Origin of the sequence: Mycolicibacterium arenosum, assembly GCF_024320865.1 — a bacterium.
GTDB classification, from domain to species: Bacteria; Actinomycetota; Actinomycetes; order Mycobacteriales; family Mycobacteriaceae; genus Mycobacterium; species Mycobacterium arenosum.
The window spans coordinates 212,525-229,271 of the sequence record NZ_JANDBD010000006.1; the positions used below are offsets into that span (position 1 = coordinate 212,525).

At 68.2% G+C, this 16,747-nt stretch carries 15 protein-coding genes; 6 read left to right on the top strand and 9 right to left on the bottom strand.

Annotated elements, in window-relative coordinates:
• Window positions 1-20 precede the first annotated feature (20 nt).
• Window positions 21-614 (bottom strand): TetR/AcrR family transcriptional regulator, encoded by a 594-nt coding sequence (locus tag NM203_RS16265; protein ID WP_255061047.1) that lies wholly within the window; start codon window positions 612-614, stop codon window positions 21-23.
• Window positions 615-696: 82 nt separating this feature from the next.
• Between NM203_RS16265 and NM203_RS16270 the strand changes: the two genes are divergently transcribed.
• From NM203_RS16270 to NM203_RS16295, 6 genes are all read left to right on the top strand, one after another.
• The gene (locus NM203_RS16270) at window positions 697-1,743 is read left to right on the top strand and encodes an aldo/keto reductase (RefSeq protein WP_255061048.1); all 1,047 of its coding nucleotides are present in this window, start codon (window positions 697-699) and stop codon (window positions 1,741-1,743) included.
• Window positions 1,744-1,756: 13 nt separating this feature from the next.
• Window positions 1,757-2,617, top strand: a complete 861-nt coding sequence (locus NM203_RS16275) for an SDR family NAD(P)-dependent oxidoreductase (protein ID WP_255061049.1) — start codon at window positions 1,757-1,759, stop codon at window positions 2,615-2,617.
• Window positions 2,618-2,684: 67 nt separating this feature from the next.
• On the top strand, window positions 2,685-4,067 hold the full coding sequence (locus tag NM203_RS16280; protein WP_255061050.1) for a cytochrome P450: 1,383 nt from the start codon (window positions 2,685-2,687) through the stop codon (window positions 4,065-4,067).
• 218 nt (window positions 4,068-4,285) lie between these two features.
• Window positions 4,286-4,747 carry an MmpS family transport accessory protein gene (locus NM203_RS16285; protein ID WP_408633363.1) on the top strand — a complete coding sequence of 154 codons (462 nt, stop codon included), beginning with the start codon at window positions 4,286-4,288 and terminating at the stop codon, window positions 4,745-4,747.
• Window positions 4,744-7,605: an MMPL/RND family transporter gene (locus NM203_RS16290; RefSeq protein ID WP_255061052.1), complete on the top strand. Its 2,862-nt coding sequence runs from the start codon at window positions 4,744-4,746 to the stop codon at window positions 7,603-7,605. Before NM203_RS16285 ends, NM203_RS16290 begins: the two co-directional genes overlap by 4 nt.
• Window positions 7,606-7,625: 20 nt before the next feature.
• The gene (locus NM203_RS16295; protein WP_255061053.1) at window positions 7,626-8,102 is read left to right on the top strand and encodes a MarR family winged helix-turn-helix transcriptional regulator; all 477 of its coding nucleotides are present in this window, start codon (window positions 7,626-7,628) and stop codon (window positions 8,100-8,102) included.
• Here NM203_RS16295 and NM203_RS16300 read toward each other — a convergent pair.
• From NM203_RS16300 to NM203_RS16335, 8 genes are all read right to left on the bottom strand, one after another.
• On the bottom strand, window positions 8,099-8,971 hold the full coding sequence (locus NM203_RS16300; RefSeq protein ID WP_255061054.1) for an NAD(P)-dependent oxidoreductase: 873 nt from the start codon (window positions 8,969-8,971) through the stop codon (window positions 8,099-8,101). The two genes, NM203_RS16295 and NM203_RS16300, sit on opposite strands and share 4 nt — an antisense overlap.
• 23 nt (window positions 8,972-8,994) lie before the next feature.
• Window positions 8,995-9,429: a PPOX class F420-dependent oxidoreductase gene (locus NM203_RS16305; protein ID WP_255061240.1), complete on the bottom strand. Its 435-nt coding sequence runs from the start codon at window positions 9,427-9,429 to the stop codon at window positions 8,995-8,997.
• Between the two features lie 47 nt (window positions 9,430-9,476).
• A complete protein-coding gene (locus NM203_RS16310) occupies window positions 9,477-10,265 on the bottom strand; it encodes an SDR family oxidoreductase (RefSeq protein WP_255061055.1) in 789 nt (262 codons plus the stop codon).
• A gap of 119 nt (window positions 10,266-10,384) precedes the next feature.
• On the bottom strand, window positions 10,385-11,851 hold the full coding sequence (locus NM203_RS16315; protein WP_255061056.1) for an AMP-binding protein: 1,467 nt from the start codon (window positions 11,849-11,851) through the stop codon (window positions 10,385-10,387).
• On the bottom strand, window positions 11,848-12,612 hold the full coding sequence (locus NM203_RS16320; protein WP_255061057.1) for an SDR family NAD(P)-dependent oxidoreductase: 765 nt from the start codon (window positions 12,610-12,612) through the stop codon (window positions 11,848-11,850). Before NM203_RS16320 ends, NM203_RS16315 begins: the two co-directional genes overlap by 4 nt.
• A gap of 4 nt (window positions 12,613-12,616) precedes the next feature.
• Window positions 12,617-14,281, bottom strand: a complete 1,665-nt coding sequence (locus tag NM203_RS16325; RefSeq protein ID WP_255061241.1) for an AMP-binding protein — start codon at window positions 14,279-14,281, stop codon at window positions 12,617-12,619.
• An 18-nt stretch (window positions 14,282-14,299) separates the two neighbouring features.
• Window positions 14,300-15,046: a GntR family transcriptional regulator gene (locus NM203_RS16330; protein ID WP_255061058.1), complete on the bottom strand. Its 747-nt coding sequence runs from the start codon at window positions 15,044-15,046 to the stop codon at window positions 14,300-14,302.
• Window positions 15,047-15,077: 31 nt separating this feature from the next.
• Window positions 15,078-16,685 carry an SMP-30/gluconolactonase/LRE family protein gene (locus NM203_RS16335; RefSeq protein ID WP_255061242.1) on the bottom strand — a complete coding sequence of 536 codons (1,608 nt, stop codon included), beginning with the start codon at window positions 16,683-16,685 and terminating at the stop codon, window positions 15,078-15,080.
• Window positions 16,686-16,747: the final 62 nt, after the last annotated feature.

Sequence of the window (16,747 nt, forward strand, 5' to 3'; positions counted from 1 at the left end):
GCTCGGATCCCGACACCCGGTCACGTCGTCGGCGCAGCTGGAGATGCGGTACGGAAGCCCCGCATGATCGTCTCCAAGTGGCGCCTCCACAACTCGCGTCCGCGTCGCTCCGGGTCGGAGCGTTCGGAGTGAATGACCCCGCGCAGCGCCCACACGGCGGTGGTGATGTCGTCGGGGGTGACGTCGTCGCGTATCGACCCTTGCCGCTGGGCGCGAACGAGCAACTCAGTCGATAGGTCTCGCAGCTGTTCGACGAGGTGCCGCGGCGCGAGTTCGCCCCATCGGGGCGCGGAGAGGCCGCCCTTCTCGGCCAGCTCGACGCCCACGGTCTCCAGGAATAGCTGCAGGCCGGCTTCCGGCGGTGCGAGAGCGGCGGTCTCGGCGGCACCGATCAATCGGCCGAAGAATCCGGTGAGGACTTCCCGAACCAGGGCGTCCTTGTTGGCGAACCGGCGGTAGAGCGTCGCGGGCGCCACATCGGCTGCCTTGGCGACGTCGTCGAGGGTGGCCTCCGGCCCACGGTCGGCGAACACGGCTTCAGCGGCACTGACGAGCCGTTCGCGGTTGATCACGGCATCACGACGCATCGCCTCGCCCCGCTTTCTCCTGGTCATCGCGTGCGGGAATGTTGCGCCCCGCCTCCGGGTTGACTCTTCTGAGAGTATAACTCTCACTTATGAGAGGATGGTGGTGGACATGGTGTCCGCAGCGATCGACGGCTCGGCCAGGGTGCACCTCGGGCATTCGGATCTGGTGGTGCGCCCGATCGGTCTGGGCTGCATGGGGATGTCGCAGTTCTACGGCGATGCCGATGACCGTGAGTCCGTCGGAACGATTCGCGAGGCGATCGACCTCGGCGTGGACTTCCTGGACACCTCCGACGTCTACGGCGCCGCTGACATCGGCACGGCGGACAACGTCCGGGGGTTCGGGCACAACGAGCGGTTGATCGGAACGGCGATCAAGGGGCGCCGTGACCGCGTCGTGCTCGCCACGAAGTTCGGTGCGAAGGTCAACGCCGGTGGTGACGGCGTGACGTTCGACGGGCGCCCCGAGTACATCCGTGCGGCGTGTGAGGCGAGTTTGGGCCGCCTGGGCACCGACGTCATCGACCTGTATTACTGCCACCGGCTCGATCCGGGTGTCCCCATCGAAGACACGGTGGGGGCGATGGCCGAGCTGGTCACCGCGGGCAAGGTGCGTGCGTTGGGACTGAGCGAGGTCGGGTCCGACCTGATCCGCCGGGCGCACGCGGTCCATCCGATCACCGCGCTGCAGAGCGAGTACTCGCTCTGGGAACGACGTGTCGAAGAGGGGATCACCGCCACGTGCCGCGAACTGGGCATCACCCTGGTCCCTTTCAGTCCCTTGAGCCGCTCGGCGCTCACCGGTGCGATCAAGCCCGGTGACACGTTCGCGGCGAACGACTTCCGCGCCACCAATCCGCGGTTCTCGGCTGACAATCTCGCCACGAACCTCGAACCGGTCGAGGCGCTCGCCGAACTGGCGGCCGAGAAGGGTTGCCGGCCGGGTCAACTGGCGCTGGCCTGGCTGTTGGCTCAGCCGCTGGACGTCGTCCCGATTCCGGGGACCAAGCGCGTCGAGTACGTCCGGGAGAACCTCGCCGCCACGTCGGTGGCGATCAGTGCCGACGAAACCGCCTACCTGAGTTCGATGTTCGCGCCCGGCCGCATCGTCGGGGATCGATACACGGCCGCGCACCAGCGCGCCGTCGCACAGTGAAGTGGAGGAGAACATGAGCAAGGTGTGGTTCATCACGGGGTCCACTAGGGGATTCGGCCGCCAACTGGTCCGAGCCGCGCTGGAGGCGGGCGATGCGGTCGCGGCGACCGCACGACGCCCCGATCAGCTCGCGGACCTGGCCGACGTCTACGGGGATCTCATCCTGCCGCTGCAGCTCGATGTCACCGACGCCGCTGCGGCCCGTACGGCGATCCTGGCGGCGCGGGAGCGCTTCGGCCGGATCGACGTCATCGTCAACAACGCCGGCTACGCGAACGTCGCGCCGATCGAAACCGGTGACGAGGAGGACTTCCGCGCGCAGTTCGAGACCAACTTCTGGGGCGTCTACAACGTCTCGAAGGCCGCCATTCCCGTGCTGCGAGAACAGCAGGGCGGCTTGATCATTCAGTTCTCCTCAATGGGCGGGCGGGTCGGGGGATCGGCGGGCATCGCGTCCTACCAAGCGGCGAAGTTCGCGATCGACGGCTTCTCCCGCGTCCTGCGAACCGAGACGGCGCCGTTCGGGATCAGGGTCCTCGTCGTCGAACCCAGTGGCTTCGCCACCGACTGGGCGGGTTCGTCCATGGAGATCGCCGACGTTCCCGACATCTACGCCGACACGGTGGGCGCGATGAACACGGTGCGGACGAGCGATGCCGTCGCCGCGGGTGATCCGGCCCGCGCGGCCGACATCCTGGTCCGCATGTCACGGCGCACGCACCTGCCGTACCACCTCCCGCTCGGCGTCAACGCCGTCGACGGCTCGATCCGCCAGGACGAATCCCTGCTCGCCGAGGATCGCATCTGGGCCGAGGTGGGTAGGTCGGCTGACTTCGCCGAACCGTATCCCGTCGACTTCCCCGCGGATCGATGAGCGCGGTCGCTTCAGGCGGGGCACGCACTTACTTGACACATGTGGAATAAGGGCGGACGCTGGCGTCATGACGATGCGCGCCCCGACGCGTCCGCCGCTGCCTCATCCGCGCGGGCGGGTTCCGGTAATCGGCGATCTCTTCGCGTTCGACTTCGACACGCCGACGCAATCGGCCGTGGCGTTGGCCGCCGAACTCGGTCCGCTGTTCGAGCTGGAGGCGCTGGGGGTTCGGTACGTCGTCGCCGCCGGCGCCGAGTACGTCATCGACCTCAACGACGAGACGCGGTTCTGCAAGCACCTCGGCACCGACATCGAGGCGCTGCGCGTCATCGGCGGTGACGGTCTGTTCACCGCGTACAACGACGAGCCGAACTGGCATGTCGCACATCAGCTTCTGATGCCCGCCTTCAGCCAATCCGCGATGCGCCGCTACCACGCCACCATGCTCGACGTGGGCGACGAGTTCACCGCGCTGTGGGACGGCTCCGTCGGCACCGCAACGGTGGACGTCTCCGCCGACACGACCAGGGTGACCCTCGAGACCATCGGGCGGTGCGCGGCGGGGTACTCCTTCGATGCGCTCACCCGCAGTGAGATGCACCCCTTCGTCGGGCACATGGTCAAGGGGCTCAAGGGGTGCGACCGGCTCGGGGCGCTGCGGGGAAGTTATCTGCCGAAGGCGTTCGCCCGACTGGCCGAGATTCCGGTGCGACGGCACGCGCAGGCGATGTCCGCGGTGGCCGACGAGGTGATCGCCGTCCGGTTGCGCGAGCGCGCCCGCGGCCGGGACGCCGCCGAGCCGGACCTGCTCGATCTGATGCTGGATTCGGAACTCGACTTCGCGAACATCCGCTACCAGCTGCTGAACTTCCTCGTTGCGGGACACGAAACCACTTCGGGCGCAATGTCGTTCGCGTTGTACTTCCTGTCGCGACACCCGGAGGCGGTGGAGAAGGCGAGGGCGGAGATCGACACCGTGTGGGGTGACGAGCCCCGGCCGTCGTTCGAGCAGGTGACGAAGCTGCGATACGTGCGGCGCGTGTTCGACGAGGCGCTGCGACTGCAGCCCACGGTGCCGGGGTACTACCGCGGCGCCCGCGAGGACACCCTGCTGGCGGGCCGGTACCCGATGCGCAAAGGGGACTGGGCGCTGGCGTTGACCCCGGTGCTGCACCGCGACCCGCGCTGGGGTACGAATCCCGACGAGTTCGACCCGGATCGCTTCGAGCCCGAGCGGGTCCGCACCCGGCCGGCCGGACTGTACAAGCCGTTCGGCACCGGTCCGAGGTCGTGCATCGGGCGGCAGTTCGCGATTCACGAGGCGATCCTCATGCTGGCGGTCCTGGTGCGCCGCTACGACCTGCTCGCCGACCCCGGATATCAGCTGAAGGTCGCCGAACGGCTGACCCTGATGCCCGACGGATTCAGGCTCGCACTGCGCCGACGCTAGCCAATCGCATGCGGTTGCTTATGCATATGGGACAAACCGACCAATGCACTGAAGCTGCACGGTGGCCGTCAGTCTGCTCGATGAAACCTTGAAAGATGCTGTGAATTAGGCGAGTTGCGCGGGCTCCGGCGGGAACGACGTGGTGCGCGCCCGTCTTGGCATGTATATAGCCATAGTGATATAGATATCCCCGTGGTGCGCATAGGCCTGGTGTGCGGGTGAAATCGGTGCCCGCGGGGCGATGGGCGGGACGCGGCCTGTCGGGTCTCGCGAAGATCTGGATCCCGCTGGTGCTCGTCGTGGTGCTGGCGGTGGCGGGCCTGGTGGTGTCGCGACTGCACGGGGAGTTCGCGTCCCGGGACCTCAACGCCAACGCCGGTGCCGGTATCGAGATCGTGCAGTTCAACCCCAAAGTCGTGACGTACGAGGTGTACGGCGCACAGGGGGACACCGCCCAGATCGGCTACTTCGACCCGGACGCCAAGGTGCACGAGGTCAGCGCTCCGCTGCCGTGGACGGTGACCGTGTCCACCACGCTGCCCACCGTTTTCGCCAGCCTGATGGCGCGGGCGGACGGTGACCAGATCGGATGCCGCGTCACCGTGAACGGAACCGTCCGCGAAGAGCAGTCGGCCAGTGGGGTCAACGCCCAGACGTACTGCCTGGTGAAGTCCGCATGACCCACACCGCAGCGCCGGACTCCGCCCGCGGCCACCGGCCGTACTTCGCGCACCTCCTGCGCATCCTGTCGATCCCGATCGTCATCTTCTGGATCGCCCTCGCCGTTGTCGTCAACGTCGTCGCCCCTCAACTGGAGGTCGTCGGCGAGTTGCACGCGGCCCCAATGGCTCCCGAGGACGCGCCGTCGATGCAGGCCATGAAGTTGATGGGCGGCAACTTTCAGGAGTTCAACTCCAACAGCACGATCATGGTCGTGGTGGAGGGCCAGCAGCCGCTGGGCCCGGACGCGCACCGGTACTACGACGAGATCATCAGAAAGCTGCATCAGGACCCCGAACACATCCAGCACATCCAGGACTTCTGGGGTGACACGCTGACCGCGGCCGGAGCGCAGAGCGCCGACGGCAAAGCCGCCTACGTGATGATCAACCTGGCAGGCGAGCAGGGCATGACGCTAGCCAACGAGGGCGTCGACGCAGTCCGCAAGGTCATCGCGGAGACGACATCCCCACCGGGCGTGCAGGCGTACGTCGCCGGTCCGGCGGCGCTGACCGACGACCTCCACGTCATCGGCAACGAGAGCCTGGCCGAGATCACGATCATCACCCTGGCCGCGATCGCGCTGATGCTGCTGGTGGTCTACCGCTCGATCGTCACGACGCTGATCCAGCTGTTCCTGACGTTCCTGGCGCTGCTCACCGCACGCGGCGTGGTCTCGGTGCTGGCCACGAACGGCGCCTTCGGCCTCACCACGTTCGCCGGGAACATCCTCACCATGCTCGCGATCGCCGCGGCGACCGACTACGGCATCTTCCTCTTCGGCCGTTATCGCGAAGACCGCGGCATGGGGCTGGACCGGGACGACTCCTACTACGCCACCTTCACATCCGTGGCGCCCGTCATCGTCGGCTCCGGCCTGACCATCGCCGGCGCGACGTTCTGCCTCAGCTTCTGCCGGCTGCCGTACTTCAGCACCATGGGCGCACCCGTCGCGATCGGTATGGTCGTCGTGGTCCTGATCGCGGTCACGCTCGGCCCCGCGGTGCTGTACCTGGGCAGCAAGGTCGGCCTCTACGAATCGAAGCGGCCGCCGCAGAGCAGGTTCTGGCGCAAGGTCGGCACCGCCGTGGTCCGTTGGCCCGCACCGATTTTCGTGGCCAGTCTGTTCATCGTGCTGATCGGCATCGTGGCGATCCCCGGCTACAAGCCGGCCTACAACGACCGCTACTACCTGCCCGACAGCGCGCCGGTGAACGTCGGATTCGAGGCCGCCGACCGGCACTTCTCCCAGGCTCGGATGAATCCCGACATCCTGATGGTCGAGGCCGACCACGACATGCGCAATCCCGGCGACATGCTGGTGTTGAACTCGATCGCACGCAACGTCATGCACACCGACGGCATCGCCATGGTGCAGAACATCACGCGGCCGCTCGGAATCCCCATCCAGCACAGCTCGATTCCCTTTCAGACGAGCGTGCAGGGGCAGACGAGCAACCTGAACCTGCCGTTCCAGCGGGATCAGCTGGCAACTCAGCTCAAGATGATCGACGCGACCAACCAGTCGATCGCCATCATGGAGCAGCAGTACCAGCTGTCGCTGCAGCAGACCCAGCTCACGCAGGACTCGGCGGCCAAGTCGGCGGCGCTGCTGGAGACGACGAAGCAGTTGCGCGACAACATCGCCAACGTCGACGACACGTTCCGGCCCATGCGCAACTACTTCTACTGGGAGCCGCACTGCTTCGACATCCCCCTGTGCGCGGCCGGGCGGTCACTGTTCGACTCCCTCGACAGCATCGACGAGGTGACCAACGAAACCGAAGGCGTGCAGACGAATACGGATCAGCTGGCGGACCTCGCACCGAAGCTCACGGCGCTGCTGCCTCAGACGATCGCGACGATGAAGACCAGTAGGGACATGTCGCTGGCGTCGTACAACTCGCAGAAGACGCTCCTCGACCAGATGGAGGCGTCCAACAACACCGCGCTGGCGATGGGCGCGGCCTTCGACGACGCCAAGAACGACGACCTGTTCTATCTGCCGCCGGAGGCCTTCACGAACCCCGACTTCGAACGCGGCCTGAAGATGTTCCTGTCACCGGACGGCAAGTCGGCGCGCATGTTCATCACCCACGAGACGGACCCCGCGACCGTGGACGGCATCGCGCGCGTCGAGTCCGAACGCAAGGCAGCGCAGGACGCCTTGAAGATGACCTCGCTGTCGAACGCCAAGATCCACCTCGGCGGCGTCGCGGCGACGTACAAGGACATGTCCGACGGCGCCAGGTACGACCTGATGATCGCCGTGGTGTCGGCGCTGACGCTGATCTTCATGATCATGCTGATCCTGACGCGCAGCGCCGTGGCGTCGCTGGTCATCGTCGGCACCGCCGGGAGTTCGATCGCCGCGTCGTTCGGCATCTCGGTGCTGATCTGGCAGGACCTGCTCGGCATCCAGGTGCAGTGGCTCGTCATGCTGATGTCGGTCATCATCCTGTTGGCCGTCGGCTCGGACTACAACCTGCTCCTGGTGTCGCGGTTCCGGGACGAGATCCACGCGGGCCTGAAGACCGGCTACATCCGATCCATGGCGGGCACCGGCGGTGTCGTCACATCCGCAGGCCTGGTGTTCGCGGCCACCATGGCGGGCATGATGTTCAGCGATCTGACCGTGCTGGCTCAGATGGGCTCGACCATCGCCATCGGCCTCCTCGTCGACACCTTCATCGTGCGGTCGCTGCTGATGCCCTCGATCGCCACCATGCTGGGCAGGTGGTTCTGGTGGCCGCAGATCGTCTATCCGCGCGGCGACCACCACTTCCTGTCGCCGTCGGCGCCCCCCGTCGCGCGGTAGCCGCCTACATTGAAGGACCTATGACGAGGAAGCCTTCAGAGCGCGTCGAACGCATCGGTGACGCATTGGATCACGCGACGGACCTGACCGTCCGGTACCTCGCCGACCGGGCGGGGCTCAGCACGGCCGCGGCCTACGCGATGAACCGGCTGCACCGCGAAGGCCCGGCCCGCCTCACCACGCTGGCCGCGCGGGAGGGCGTCAGTCAGCCGTCGATGACGCAGCTGGTGCAGCGGCTCGAACGTCAGGGTCTCGTTGTGCGCCATGAGGATCCGGAGGACGGCCGGGTGGCACTCGTCGCAGTCAGTGCCGCGGGAACCGCCCTGCTCAACGACCGCAGGGACGTGCGCCGCGCCCGTCTCGACGAGTTCCTCGACACGTTGCCGCCGGAGGAGGGGAGGGCGCTGTGGCTCGCTGCAGAGGTGGCGCTGCCGATCCTGGCGCGACTCATCGAGCGGGCCGATGCGTGCGACAGGGACGGCGAGCTGCTCGACTAAGTCGACTCGCCGAGGAACAGCTCCTGAACAACCGAGTGGTCCCGATCGCCGAAGCCAGCACGAACCGCCTCCGCGTAGAGGTCGTGCACGACCGCCAGCATGTCGCTGCGGACGCCGACCGCGTCTCCCGCGCTGTGTGCGTACCCGAGGTCCTTGAGCTGGTTCTCGGCGCTCCCACCGAGGTCATAGCTGCGCCCGAGGAACTTGTCGGCTTTCTGCGTCAGCACGGTGCTTCCGGCGAGTCCGCCGTCGAAGATCCGCACGAGCTTATCGAGGTCGAGGTCGTACGCTCGTGCGATCGCCAGGGATTCACCGATGGCCGCCAGGTTCGACGCGACGATCACCTGGTTGCAGAGCTTCGCGACCGCACCCGCGCCGACGTCCCCCATCCGCTCGATGGTCCGCGCCGTCGCGCGCAGGATCGGCTCCATCGAAACCAGGGCCTCCTCCGAACAGCCGAGCATGACGCTCAACGTCGCGTCGCGAGCGCCCTTGTCGCCGCCGCTCATCGGCGCGTCGATGACGTCGATCCCGTACGGCGCTGCGGTGGACGCGAAGCGCTTCACCTTGTCCGGCGAGGTGGTGCTCATGATCGCCAGGCGGCGGGTGCCCGCGGTCTGCCACGTGGTCAGCACGTTGGCCGTCGCCAGGGACTCGAGGTGGTCGACGTCGGGGAGCACGGAGAGGATCACGGTCGAGTCGAGGTCCTCGAGACGTTCCGGCGCGCGGGCGTCGGGCTCGAACGCCGTTGCCACCGAACGCGTTCGGTTCCACACCGCGACGTCGAAGCCGGCCGTGACGAGGTTGCGGGCGATCGGTGCCCCCATCGGTCCGAGGCCGATGACGGCGACCGACGTATCGGCTGTCATGCCCTCAGGTTATGTCAGGGCGGTCAGTCGGTCGGCCGGCCCGTCGCCTGGTCGTTGTTCTTCTGCGCGCCCCATCCGCTGACCCGGTCGACGGTGATCAACGCGCTGACGCGAGCGCGGTCGCGATTGCCGTAGGGTTCGCCGGTGTACTGGCGGGACAGTGCGTCGATGTCGGCGAGGCCTTCGTCGTCGTACATCTCGGTGACCCGCCCGATGACTGTCACATGGGTGTACCAGTCACCGTCGTCGATGACCGTGAGCGAGACGCGGGGATCGTTCCGGAGATGGTTCAGGCGGACGCGGCCCTCGTCCATGTTGACGAGCACCTGGTCGCCGCGTAGCAGATACCAGGTAGCGGCCGACACGGGCTGCCCGTCCTTGCGGACGGTGCAGATGACCGCCGGATTGGCCTTGCTCAGCATTTCCCTGGCTGATTCGGATAGCGGTGAATTCGGCACCACACCATTCTCCTTCATCGGCGCCGAACGGACACCCACTTGCGGGTTCAGCCCTCGAGTGCGGTCTGGTAGCGCCGCATCCCCGCGATCCAGCGCTCGTAGTCGGAGCCCTTCTGCAGGTACATGTCGAGCACGACCGGGTGCGGTAGGACCAGGAAGCGCTCGGCGCGAACGGCTTCCACGGTCAGCTCGGCCACCCGCTCCGGACCGAGCACCTCGCCGGCCTGCCGAACCGCGGCAGCCGCGAGTTTCGTCGCCGGGTCGTCCGATGACACCATGCCGTTCAGCAGCGGGGTGTCCACCCCCATCGGGCACACGCACGACACCCCGATGCCCTTCGCGCCGTAGGTGATCGACAACCATTCGGCGAAGCCGACCGCCGCGTGCTTGGTGACGGCGTAGCCCGCGGCGCCGAGCTGCGTCAGCAAGCCGGCCGCCGACGCCACGGCCACGAAGTACCCGTGTCCGCGCGCCTCCCACTGGGGTACCAGGAGCTTGGCCGCCCGGACGTGCGCGCGCAGGTTCACGTCGATGATGCGATCCCAGTCGGACTCGTCGTCGCCGAGCCCCGGCGCCCCGGTGATGCCGGCGTTCGCGATGTACAGATCGACGGGACCGGGAGCCGCGTCGATGAGCCGGGTGATGCCGTCGGTGGTGCTGACATCCGTGGTGACCGCCACCGCGGAGTCCAGCCCCCGCACCGTCTCCGCGAGCCCCGCTTGGTCGACGTCACCCGCGACGACGGCCGCACCCGCTGCGGCGAACGCCGTGGCCAGGGCCCGCCCGATTCCCGAACCCGCGCCCGTGACGACGGCGATGCTGCCTTCGATGTCCATGCGGTCGAACTTAGTCGGGCCAAGCGAGTGAGCCGATCGGGTGGCGAACGTGCGTGGACTGACGGAAACTCGCGCGTGTTGGCGTGCAGACACGCACGCTCGCGGATGGAGCGGGGTGGCTACCTGGCCAGCTGCTCCCGCAGTGCCCGTTTGAGCACCTTGCCGTAGCTGTTCTTCGGCAGCTCGTCGACGTGGTGGTAGCGCTTGGGTCGCTTGAACCGGGCGATCCGCTCCAGCAGATGCGCGTCGAGTTCCGCGGCGTCCGCGGTACCCACGATGAACGCCACGACCACTTCACCCCACTCCTCGTCGTGCGCCCCCACGACGCACGCCTCGGTCACCTCCGGGTGCGTGATCAGCACCTCCTCGACCTCACGCGGGTAGATGTTGCTGCCTCCGCTGATCACCACGTCCTTGGACCGGTCGCGCAACGTCAGGTACCCACGCGCGTCGAACGAGCCCATGTCGCCGGTCCGCAGCCAGCCCTTCCGCAGGGTGGCCGCAGTGGCGTCCGGGTTCCGCCAGTACCCCGACATGACCACGTCGCCGCGGCAGACGATCTCGCCGATCTCGTCGACCGCGGCCGGAGCACCGTCGGCGTCGACCACTGCGACGTCGACCCCCGACCGTGCGTAACCGACCGAGCCCAGCGTCGCATCGTCGGCATTCAGGTGGTCGGCACGGCGCAGACCGGTGATCGTCATCGGCGCCTCACCCTGGCCGTACAACTGCACGAAGATCGGGCCGAACGCGGCCATCGCCTTCTTGAGCGAGTCGACGTACATCGGGCCGCCGCCGTAGACCACGGTGCGCAGGTTGGCCGGCCTCGGCCGTCCGGTCGCGACCAGCCGCTGCACCATCGTCGGCGCCAGGAAGCTGCTGCAGCCCGGATGCTGCTCGCACAGGTCCAGGAACTCATCGGGCTCGAACGCCGCCGACTCCGGAATCACCTGTCGCGCCCCGCGTAACACGTACGGTGCGATGTACAGGCCGGAGCCGTGTGACATCGGGGCGCCGTGCACCAGGCTGCAGTCGGCGTCGGGATCGTCGAAGTCGGCCAGGTGCGACACTGTCATCGCCATCAGGTTGCGGTGCGACAGCATCGCGCCCTTCGACCTGCCGGTGGTGCCGCTTGTGTAGAACAGCCACGCGAGGGCGTCGGGGTCGGTGTCGCGTGGCGGCGCCGACGGCTCCGCTGCCAGCCGTGCCGTGTACTCCGCGGAGTCCAGTACCTCCACCGCAACGTCCGTGAGCCCCGCCGCGATCTTGGGTGACGCGAAAACCGTTGCCGCACCTGAGTCGTCGAGGATCTGCTTCATCTCGAGAGCGTGCAGCTTGTAATTGATCGGGACGATGACGCATTCGGCCGCCCACGTCGCGAACATCAGCTCGACGATCTCGGGGCGGTTCTCGCTCGCGACGGCGATGCGGGTGCCCGGCTCGTGTGCGGCCCGCAGGGTCGCGGCCAGTGCCAGCGCGCGGTCCCGCACCTGCGCCCACGTGTGCAACTGCCGGGTGCCGACGAACACCGCGCCGCGGTCGGCGTGCCTGCTCGCGGCCTGGTCCAGCAGCGCGAAGAGGTTCACCGCGGCACCCACTCCGAGTTCAACGCGAAATCGGACAGGTACTTGGTGGAGGTCCACCCCCCGTCGACGACGATGGTCTGCCCGTTGATGAAACTGCCGCCGTCCGAGCACAGGAACGCGATCGTGCTCGCGATGTCCTCGACGCGGCCCAGTCGCGGATACGGCGTCATCTCGGTGTTGATCTTGCGGAACCGGTCGTCGTCGAGACGCTTCTCGACCATCGGCGTGACGGTGACCCCCGGCGCCACCGCGTTGCAGCGGATGCCCTGCGGCCCGTACTGCGCGGCGATGTGGGTCGTCAGCGCGGTCAGCCCGCCCTTGGCCGCCGAGTACGCGCCGCCGCGCAGACCGCCGACGACGGCGAACGTCGACGTGATGTTCACGATGCCCGACCCGGACCGCATGTGCGGGATGACGTCCCGCGCGAGCCGGAACGGCGCCCGCAGCATGATGCCGAGGAAGTGGTCGAGGGTCTCGTCGTCGGTCTCGTGCAACGGTTTCGGGCTGCCGATGCCCGCGTTGTTGACCAGGAAGTCGATCCGGCCCCAGCGCTCGAGAGCGGCGGCCACGATCCGCGCGGGACCGTCGTCGGCGGTGAGGTCGACGGCGAGCGTTGCGATTGCGGGATGCTGCGCGGCCAGATCGGCCAGGCGTGCCTCGTCGCGTCCGGTGCCGAGCACCGACATGCCCGCCTCCGCCAGCTTCAACGCGGTGCCGAAGCCGATCCCGCTGCTCGCTCCGGTGACGATCGCTACCTGCATCTGCCTATCCTCTGTCTTCCCCGTCGCTTCGCTCGCCCTGGTCAGTCAGTGTCGCGCGGATGCGGTGCTTCAGCACCTTGCCCGCGTCGTTCTTGGGCAGCGCGTCCCACAGTTCAACCCGTTCGGGCACTTTGAACACGGCCATGCCGAGTGCCTGAAGGTAGTCGCGCAGCATCGCGACGTCCGGCGCCGCGTCACCCGCGGGCACGATCACCGCGCAGGCCCGTTCGCCGGTGCGCGCGTCGGGCACACCCACGACGGCCACCTCCGCGATACCGGGATGGCCGACGAGCGCGTCCTCGATCTCCTTGGGGGAGATGTTCTCGCCGTTGCGGATGATGACGTCCTTCGCGCGCCCCGTCACCACCAGTGCGCCGGCCTGCCAGCGCGCCAGATCACCCGACCGGAAGTACCCGTCGCGATCGAAGCTGTCGGCCTCGTCCTCGGGGTGCAGGTACCCGACCAGCATCTGTGCGCCGCGCGCGCACACCTCGCCGATCTGGCCGCCCATTCCGCCGGGATCACGCGCCACCAGCCACACGTCGGCGATGCCGGGGCGGCCGTCGGTGTCCGCCGCGGCCTCGGGATCGTCAAGTGCGCCAACGGTTGTCACGGGGACCTCGGTGGAACCGTAGACGCGCGAGACCACGGCGCGCTCGAAGTAGTCGTTGGCGGTGCGGATCAGCGACGGCGGCACCGACGCGCCGCCGCAGATGAAGACCTTGAGATCGGGTAGCCGGGTGGCCGCGCGCTCGGCGGCCGCCAGGAGGTGCTGCAGGAACGGGGTCGCGCCCGCCATGTGGGTGCAGCGGTGCTCGCCCATCAGCGTCACGGCGTCGTCCGCGTTCCACGACTCCATCAACACCGCGCGGGCCCCCAGCAGCAGTGGGATCTCGAAGGTGTAGATGGATCCGCCGATGTGCGCGATCGGCGACGCCACCAGAAACGTGTCGCCGGGATCGATGCGCCAGTGCTGGCCCAGCTGCCGGATCAGCGCGTGCAGCGAATTGTGGCTGTGCAGAACACCCTTCGGGCGCCCGGTGGTGCCGGACGTGTACATGATCATGCGGACCGCGTCCGGGTTCAGGTCGGGTCCGGGTACCGATGCCGTGCCGAACAGTTCGTGGTAGCCGGTGTGCCCGCCCGCCTCCCCGCGCACGACCACGACCTCCGGCGGCGTGTCGAGGTTCGCGGTGACCCTGCCGAGCATCGCGGCGTAGTCGTGCCCGCGGAACTCGTTCGGGATGAACACCATCCGGCTGTCGCAGTCGTCGAGGATGAACCCCAGTTCGTGGTCGCGCAGCGACGGCAGGATCGGGTTGACCACCATGCCCGCCAGCGTCGCCCCGAGGTAGACGACGGCGGCCTCGTGCCAGTTGGGCAGCATGAACGACACGACGCTGCCCGTCGGCATCCGCGACGTCATGGCGGCGGCCAGGGCGGTGGCGCGGGCGTGCAGTTCACGGCACGTCAGCGCGACGTCGCCGTCGACCACCAGCACGCGGTCGGGGGCGACGCGGGCGGCCTCGCGCAACGCGTCGGCGAGCGTCGTGTCGACCCACAGGCCGGCGTGGTAGGCGGCCGCAGCGTGGTCGTCATCCCACCGGATTGACCGTCCCTCAACGATTTTCCGGCCGACAGCCGGTCCGGACTCCGTCGTCGGTGTCATCGCATCCACGCTCGCAGCCTATGCCTTCACGCGGCGCATGGTCATGGAGTAGCGAAACCGCGCCGCCGGGTGGGTGTTGATCGTGACCTGTGCGATCTCCCCGTCGGACGTCGTGTAGGTGCGACGCATCTCCAGGGCGGCGGTACCCGCGTCGACCTTGAGGTCGGCGGCCAACCCCGGTGACGCGACGACCGCCGCGATCTCCTGGTGCACCTCGACGACGCTGACACCGAACAGGTCCTCGATCAGGGGGAAGATCGGCCCGTTGTGACGCTGCAGGAGCCTGCCGACCGCGGCGAACGTGCGGTTGACGTAGTACTCGGTCCGGCAGATGGGTTCCGGTGAACCCTCCGCCGTGCGGGTGCCGCGCACGACGAGCCACTCCGAACCCGCGGGCAGGCCGGTGTGCGCGGCGAGGTCCTCGTCGAGAGTCACCATGGTGTTGGACTCGATCGCGAACTCCGCGCCCGCTGCGAACGCCAGCAGGTCGTTGATCGACATCACTTCCTGCGCATACGAATTCGACGCGGTGCGGGCGACCACCAGCGTGCCCGCCCGCGGCCGCGACGAGACCAGGTTGTCGTCGCGCAGCCGGCGCAGCGCCTCGCGCACGGTGTACCGGCTGACCCCGAAACGCTCGCAGAGATCGTGCTCGGTGGGCAGTTGGCTGCCCACCGGGTAAACGCCCTCCACGATCTCCTTGCGCAGGGTGCGCGCCACCTGCAGATAGCGGTGGTCGGCGGGAGCCTCCCGCTCGACGGTCATGCGCGATCCCGCTTCGCTTCTCGCTGGGAAGTCACGTGCCCACCCTGCGCAGGGCCTGCACGCTGCCATCGCCGTCGCAGGACACGTAGAGCGTGCCGTCCGGCCCCGCGGCGATCCCGGCGAACGGCCCCTGCGGTCCGGAGAACGGCGGCATGCCCTTGAGCGGCTTGGGGTCCACGCCCGGCGGCGGCCCGATGGGCAGGCCGGACGCCAGCGTGGTGCGGGTGTTCGTCACGGGATCCACCGCGAGGACCGCCTGTGCGCCCGCGTCGACGATGTACAGCGCCTCAGCGGTCGCGAGCAGCCCCTGAGGCCTGATCAGTCCGTCGACGACGCTCTCCGTGCCCGAGCCGGTGAGCCGCACCACCCGGCCGGCTTCCGAGACGAGCACGGTGCCGTCGGGGGTGACGGTCACGCCGACGGGGGTGTCGAGTCCGGTGGCGAGCACCTCGACGTCGCCGGGGCCGATGCCCAGGACCCGGCCCGTGCCCTGCTCCACAGCGATGATGCCCCGCGGCCCCACCGCCACCCCGTACAGCTGATCGAAACCGTCTGCCAGATAGTCGGTTTCGCCGGATTCGGGGCGGTACCGGCCGACCTGACCGCCGGACGTGGTGACGACGAACTCACCGGGTGTGCCGGACGGCACCAGCCCGCGCAGGAAGCCGGGGTAGCCGGGGGAGAACAGCATCGCGACGGTCTCGAGTGAGCCGTCGGCGGCGATCGTGTAGAGGTAGGTGCCGTCGGCGACGTACAGCCTGCCGTCGTCGCCCACGGCGAGATCCAGCGGCCAGTTCAGGGCGCCGGGCAGCGTCGTGCGCGTGCGGCCCGCGCCGACGATCTCGGTGATCTCGCCGGTGAAGTTGGAGACGAACAGCCGTCCGCCCACGAACGTGCAGTTGTCGAGGCCGGGGGTGAGCTGTGCCATCACCCGCTGTTCACCGGTGCGCGGGTCGATCTGAAGGACCTGGCCGCTGGCCACCTGGGTCGAGACGATGAGTCCCTCGGCGTCGAACTTCACCGAGTCGGGCACGCCGAGGCCGGTGGCGACGACGTCGACCGCGGGTTCCGCGGCGTCGGGATCGATCCGCCAGATCTCGTTGGCGGTCATCACGGGGAAGTAGAGCATCCCGTCGGGGCCCACCTCCATCGCGTTGGGCGACGGCATGTTCTCGAGCAGCACGCGCGGTGGTCCGCCGTCGAGGTCGAACTCCATGAGGCGACCGCCGTCGCGGCACTCGTTGATGAACAGTCGGTCCTGATGGAACGTGATGCCGTTGGCCGACGGGATGTCGTCGCGCAGCACCCTGGAGCGGCCGGCCGGGTCGCGGAGGCTGACCCGGCCCTCCATCACCTCGGTCGCGACCATGTTGCCGCGGGAGTCGAACGCGATGTCGTCGGGAGCGATGATGTCGCCGCCCTTGGCGCTGATGGTCTCGATGACCCCGGTATCGACGTCGAGCGCGCTGATCTGGCTGCCGGTGACCTGGGCGATGTAGATGCGGCCGTCCGGGCCGGTCCGCAGACCGTTCGCTCCGAACAGTCGGCTGGGCGCGGTCAGTCGGTCGAGCCGCCAGCCGTCGGCGACCTCGGCCTGCGGGTTGCCGGGGTAGCGGCTGCGGGTTTCGGGGGAGGACATGGGAGCCACCGGTCGGACGATAGCAACTCGTATTAGTCCAGACAATAACCCCGACGGTTTCA

Excerpts from the sequence above, each read along its gene's own strand:
- NM203_RS16265 (WP_255061047.1), bottom strand. The coding sequence starts at position 614 with ATGACCAGGAGAAAGCGGGGCGAGGCGATGCGTCGTGATGCCGTGATC.
- NM203_RS16270 (WP_255061048.1), top strand. The coding sequence starts at position 697 with ATGGTGTCCGCAGCGATCGACGGCTCGGCCAGGGTGCACCTCGGGCAT.
- NM203_RS16275 (WP_255061049.1), top strand. The coding sequence starts at position 1,757 with ATGAGCAAGGTGTGGTTCATCACGGGGTCCACTAGGGGATTCGGCCGC.
- NM203_RS16280 (WP_255061050.1), top strand. The coding sequence starts at position 2,685 with ATGACGATGCGCGCCCCGACGCGTCCGCCGCTGCCTCATCCGCGCGGG.
- NM203_RS16290 (WP_255061052.1), top strand. The coding sequence starts at position 4,744 with ATGACCCACACCGCAGCGCCGGACTCCGCCCGCGGCCACCGGCCGTAC.
- NM203_RS16295 (WP_255061053.1), top strand. The coding sequence starts at position 7,626 with ATGACGAGGAAGCCTTCAGAGCGCGTCGAACGCATCGGTGACGCATTG.
- NM203_RS16300 (WP_255061054.1), bottom strand. The coding sequence starts at position 8,971 with ATGACAGCCGATACGTCGGTCGCCGTCATCGGCCTCGGACCGATGGGG.
- NM203_RS16310 (WP_255061055.1), bottom strand. The coding sequence starts at position 10,265 with ATGGACATCGAAGGCAGCATCGCCGTCGTCACGGGCGCGGGTTCGGGA.
- NM203_RS16320 (WP_255061057.1), bottom strand. The coding sequence starts at position 12,612 with ATGCAGGTAGCGATCGTCACCGGAGCGAGCAGCGGGATCGGCTTCGGC.
- NM203_RS16325 (WP_255061241.1), bottom strand. The coding sequence starts at position 14,281 with ATGACACCGACGACGGAGTCCGGACCGGCTGTCGGCCGGAAAATCGTT.
- NM203_RS16330 (WP_255061058.1), bottom strand. The coding sequence starts at position 15,046 with ATGACCGTCGAGCGGGAGGCTCCCGCCGACCACCGCTATCTGCAGGTG.
- NM203_RS16335 (WP_255061242.1), bottom strand. The coding sequence starts at position 16,685 with ATGTCCTCCCCCGAAACCCGCAGCCGCTACCCCGGCAACCCGCAGGCC.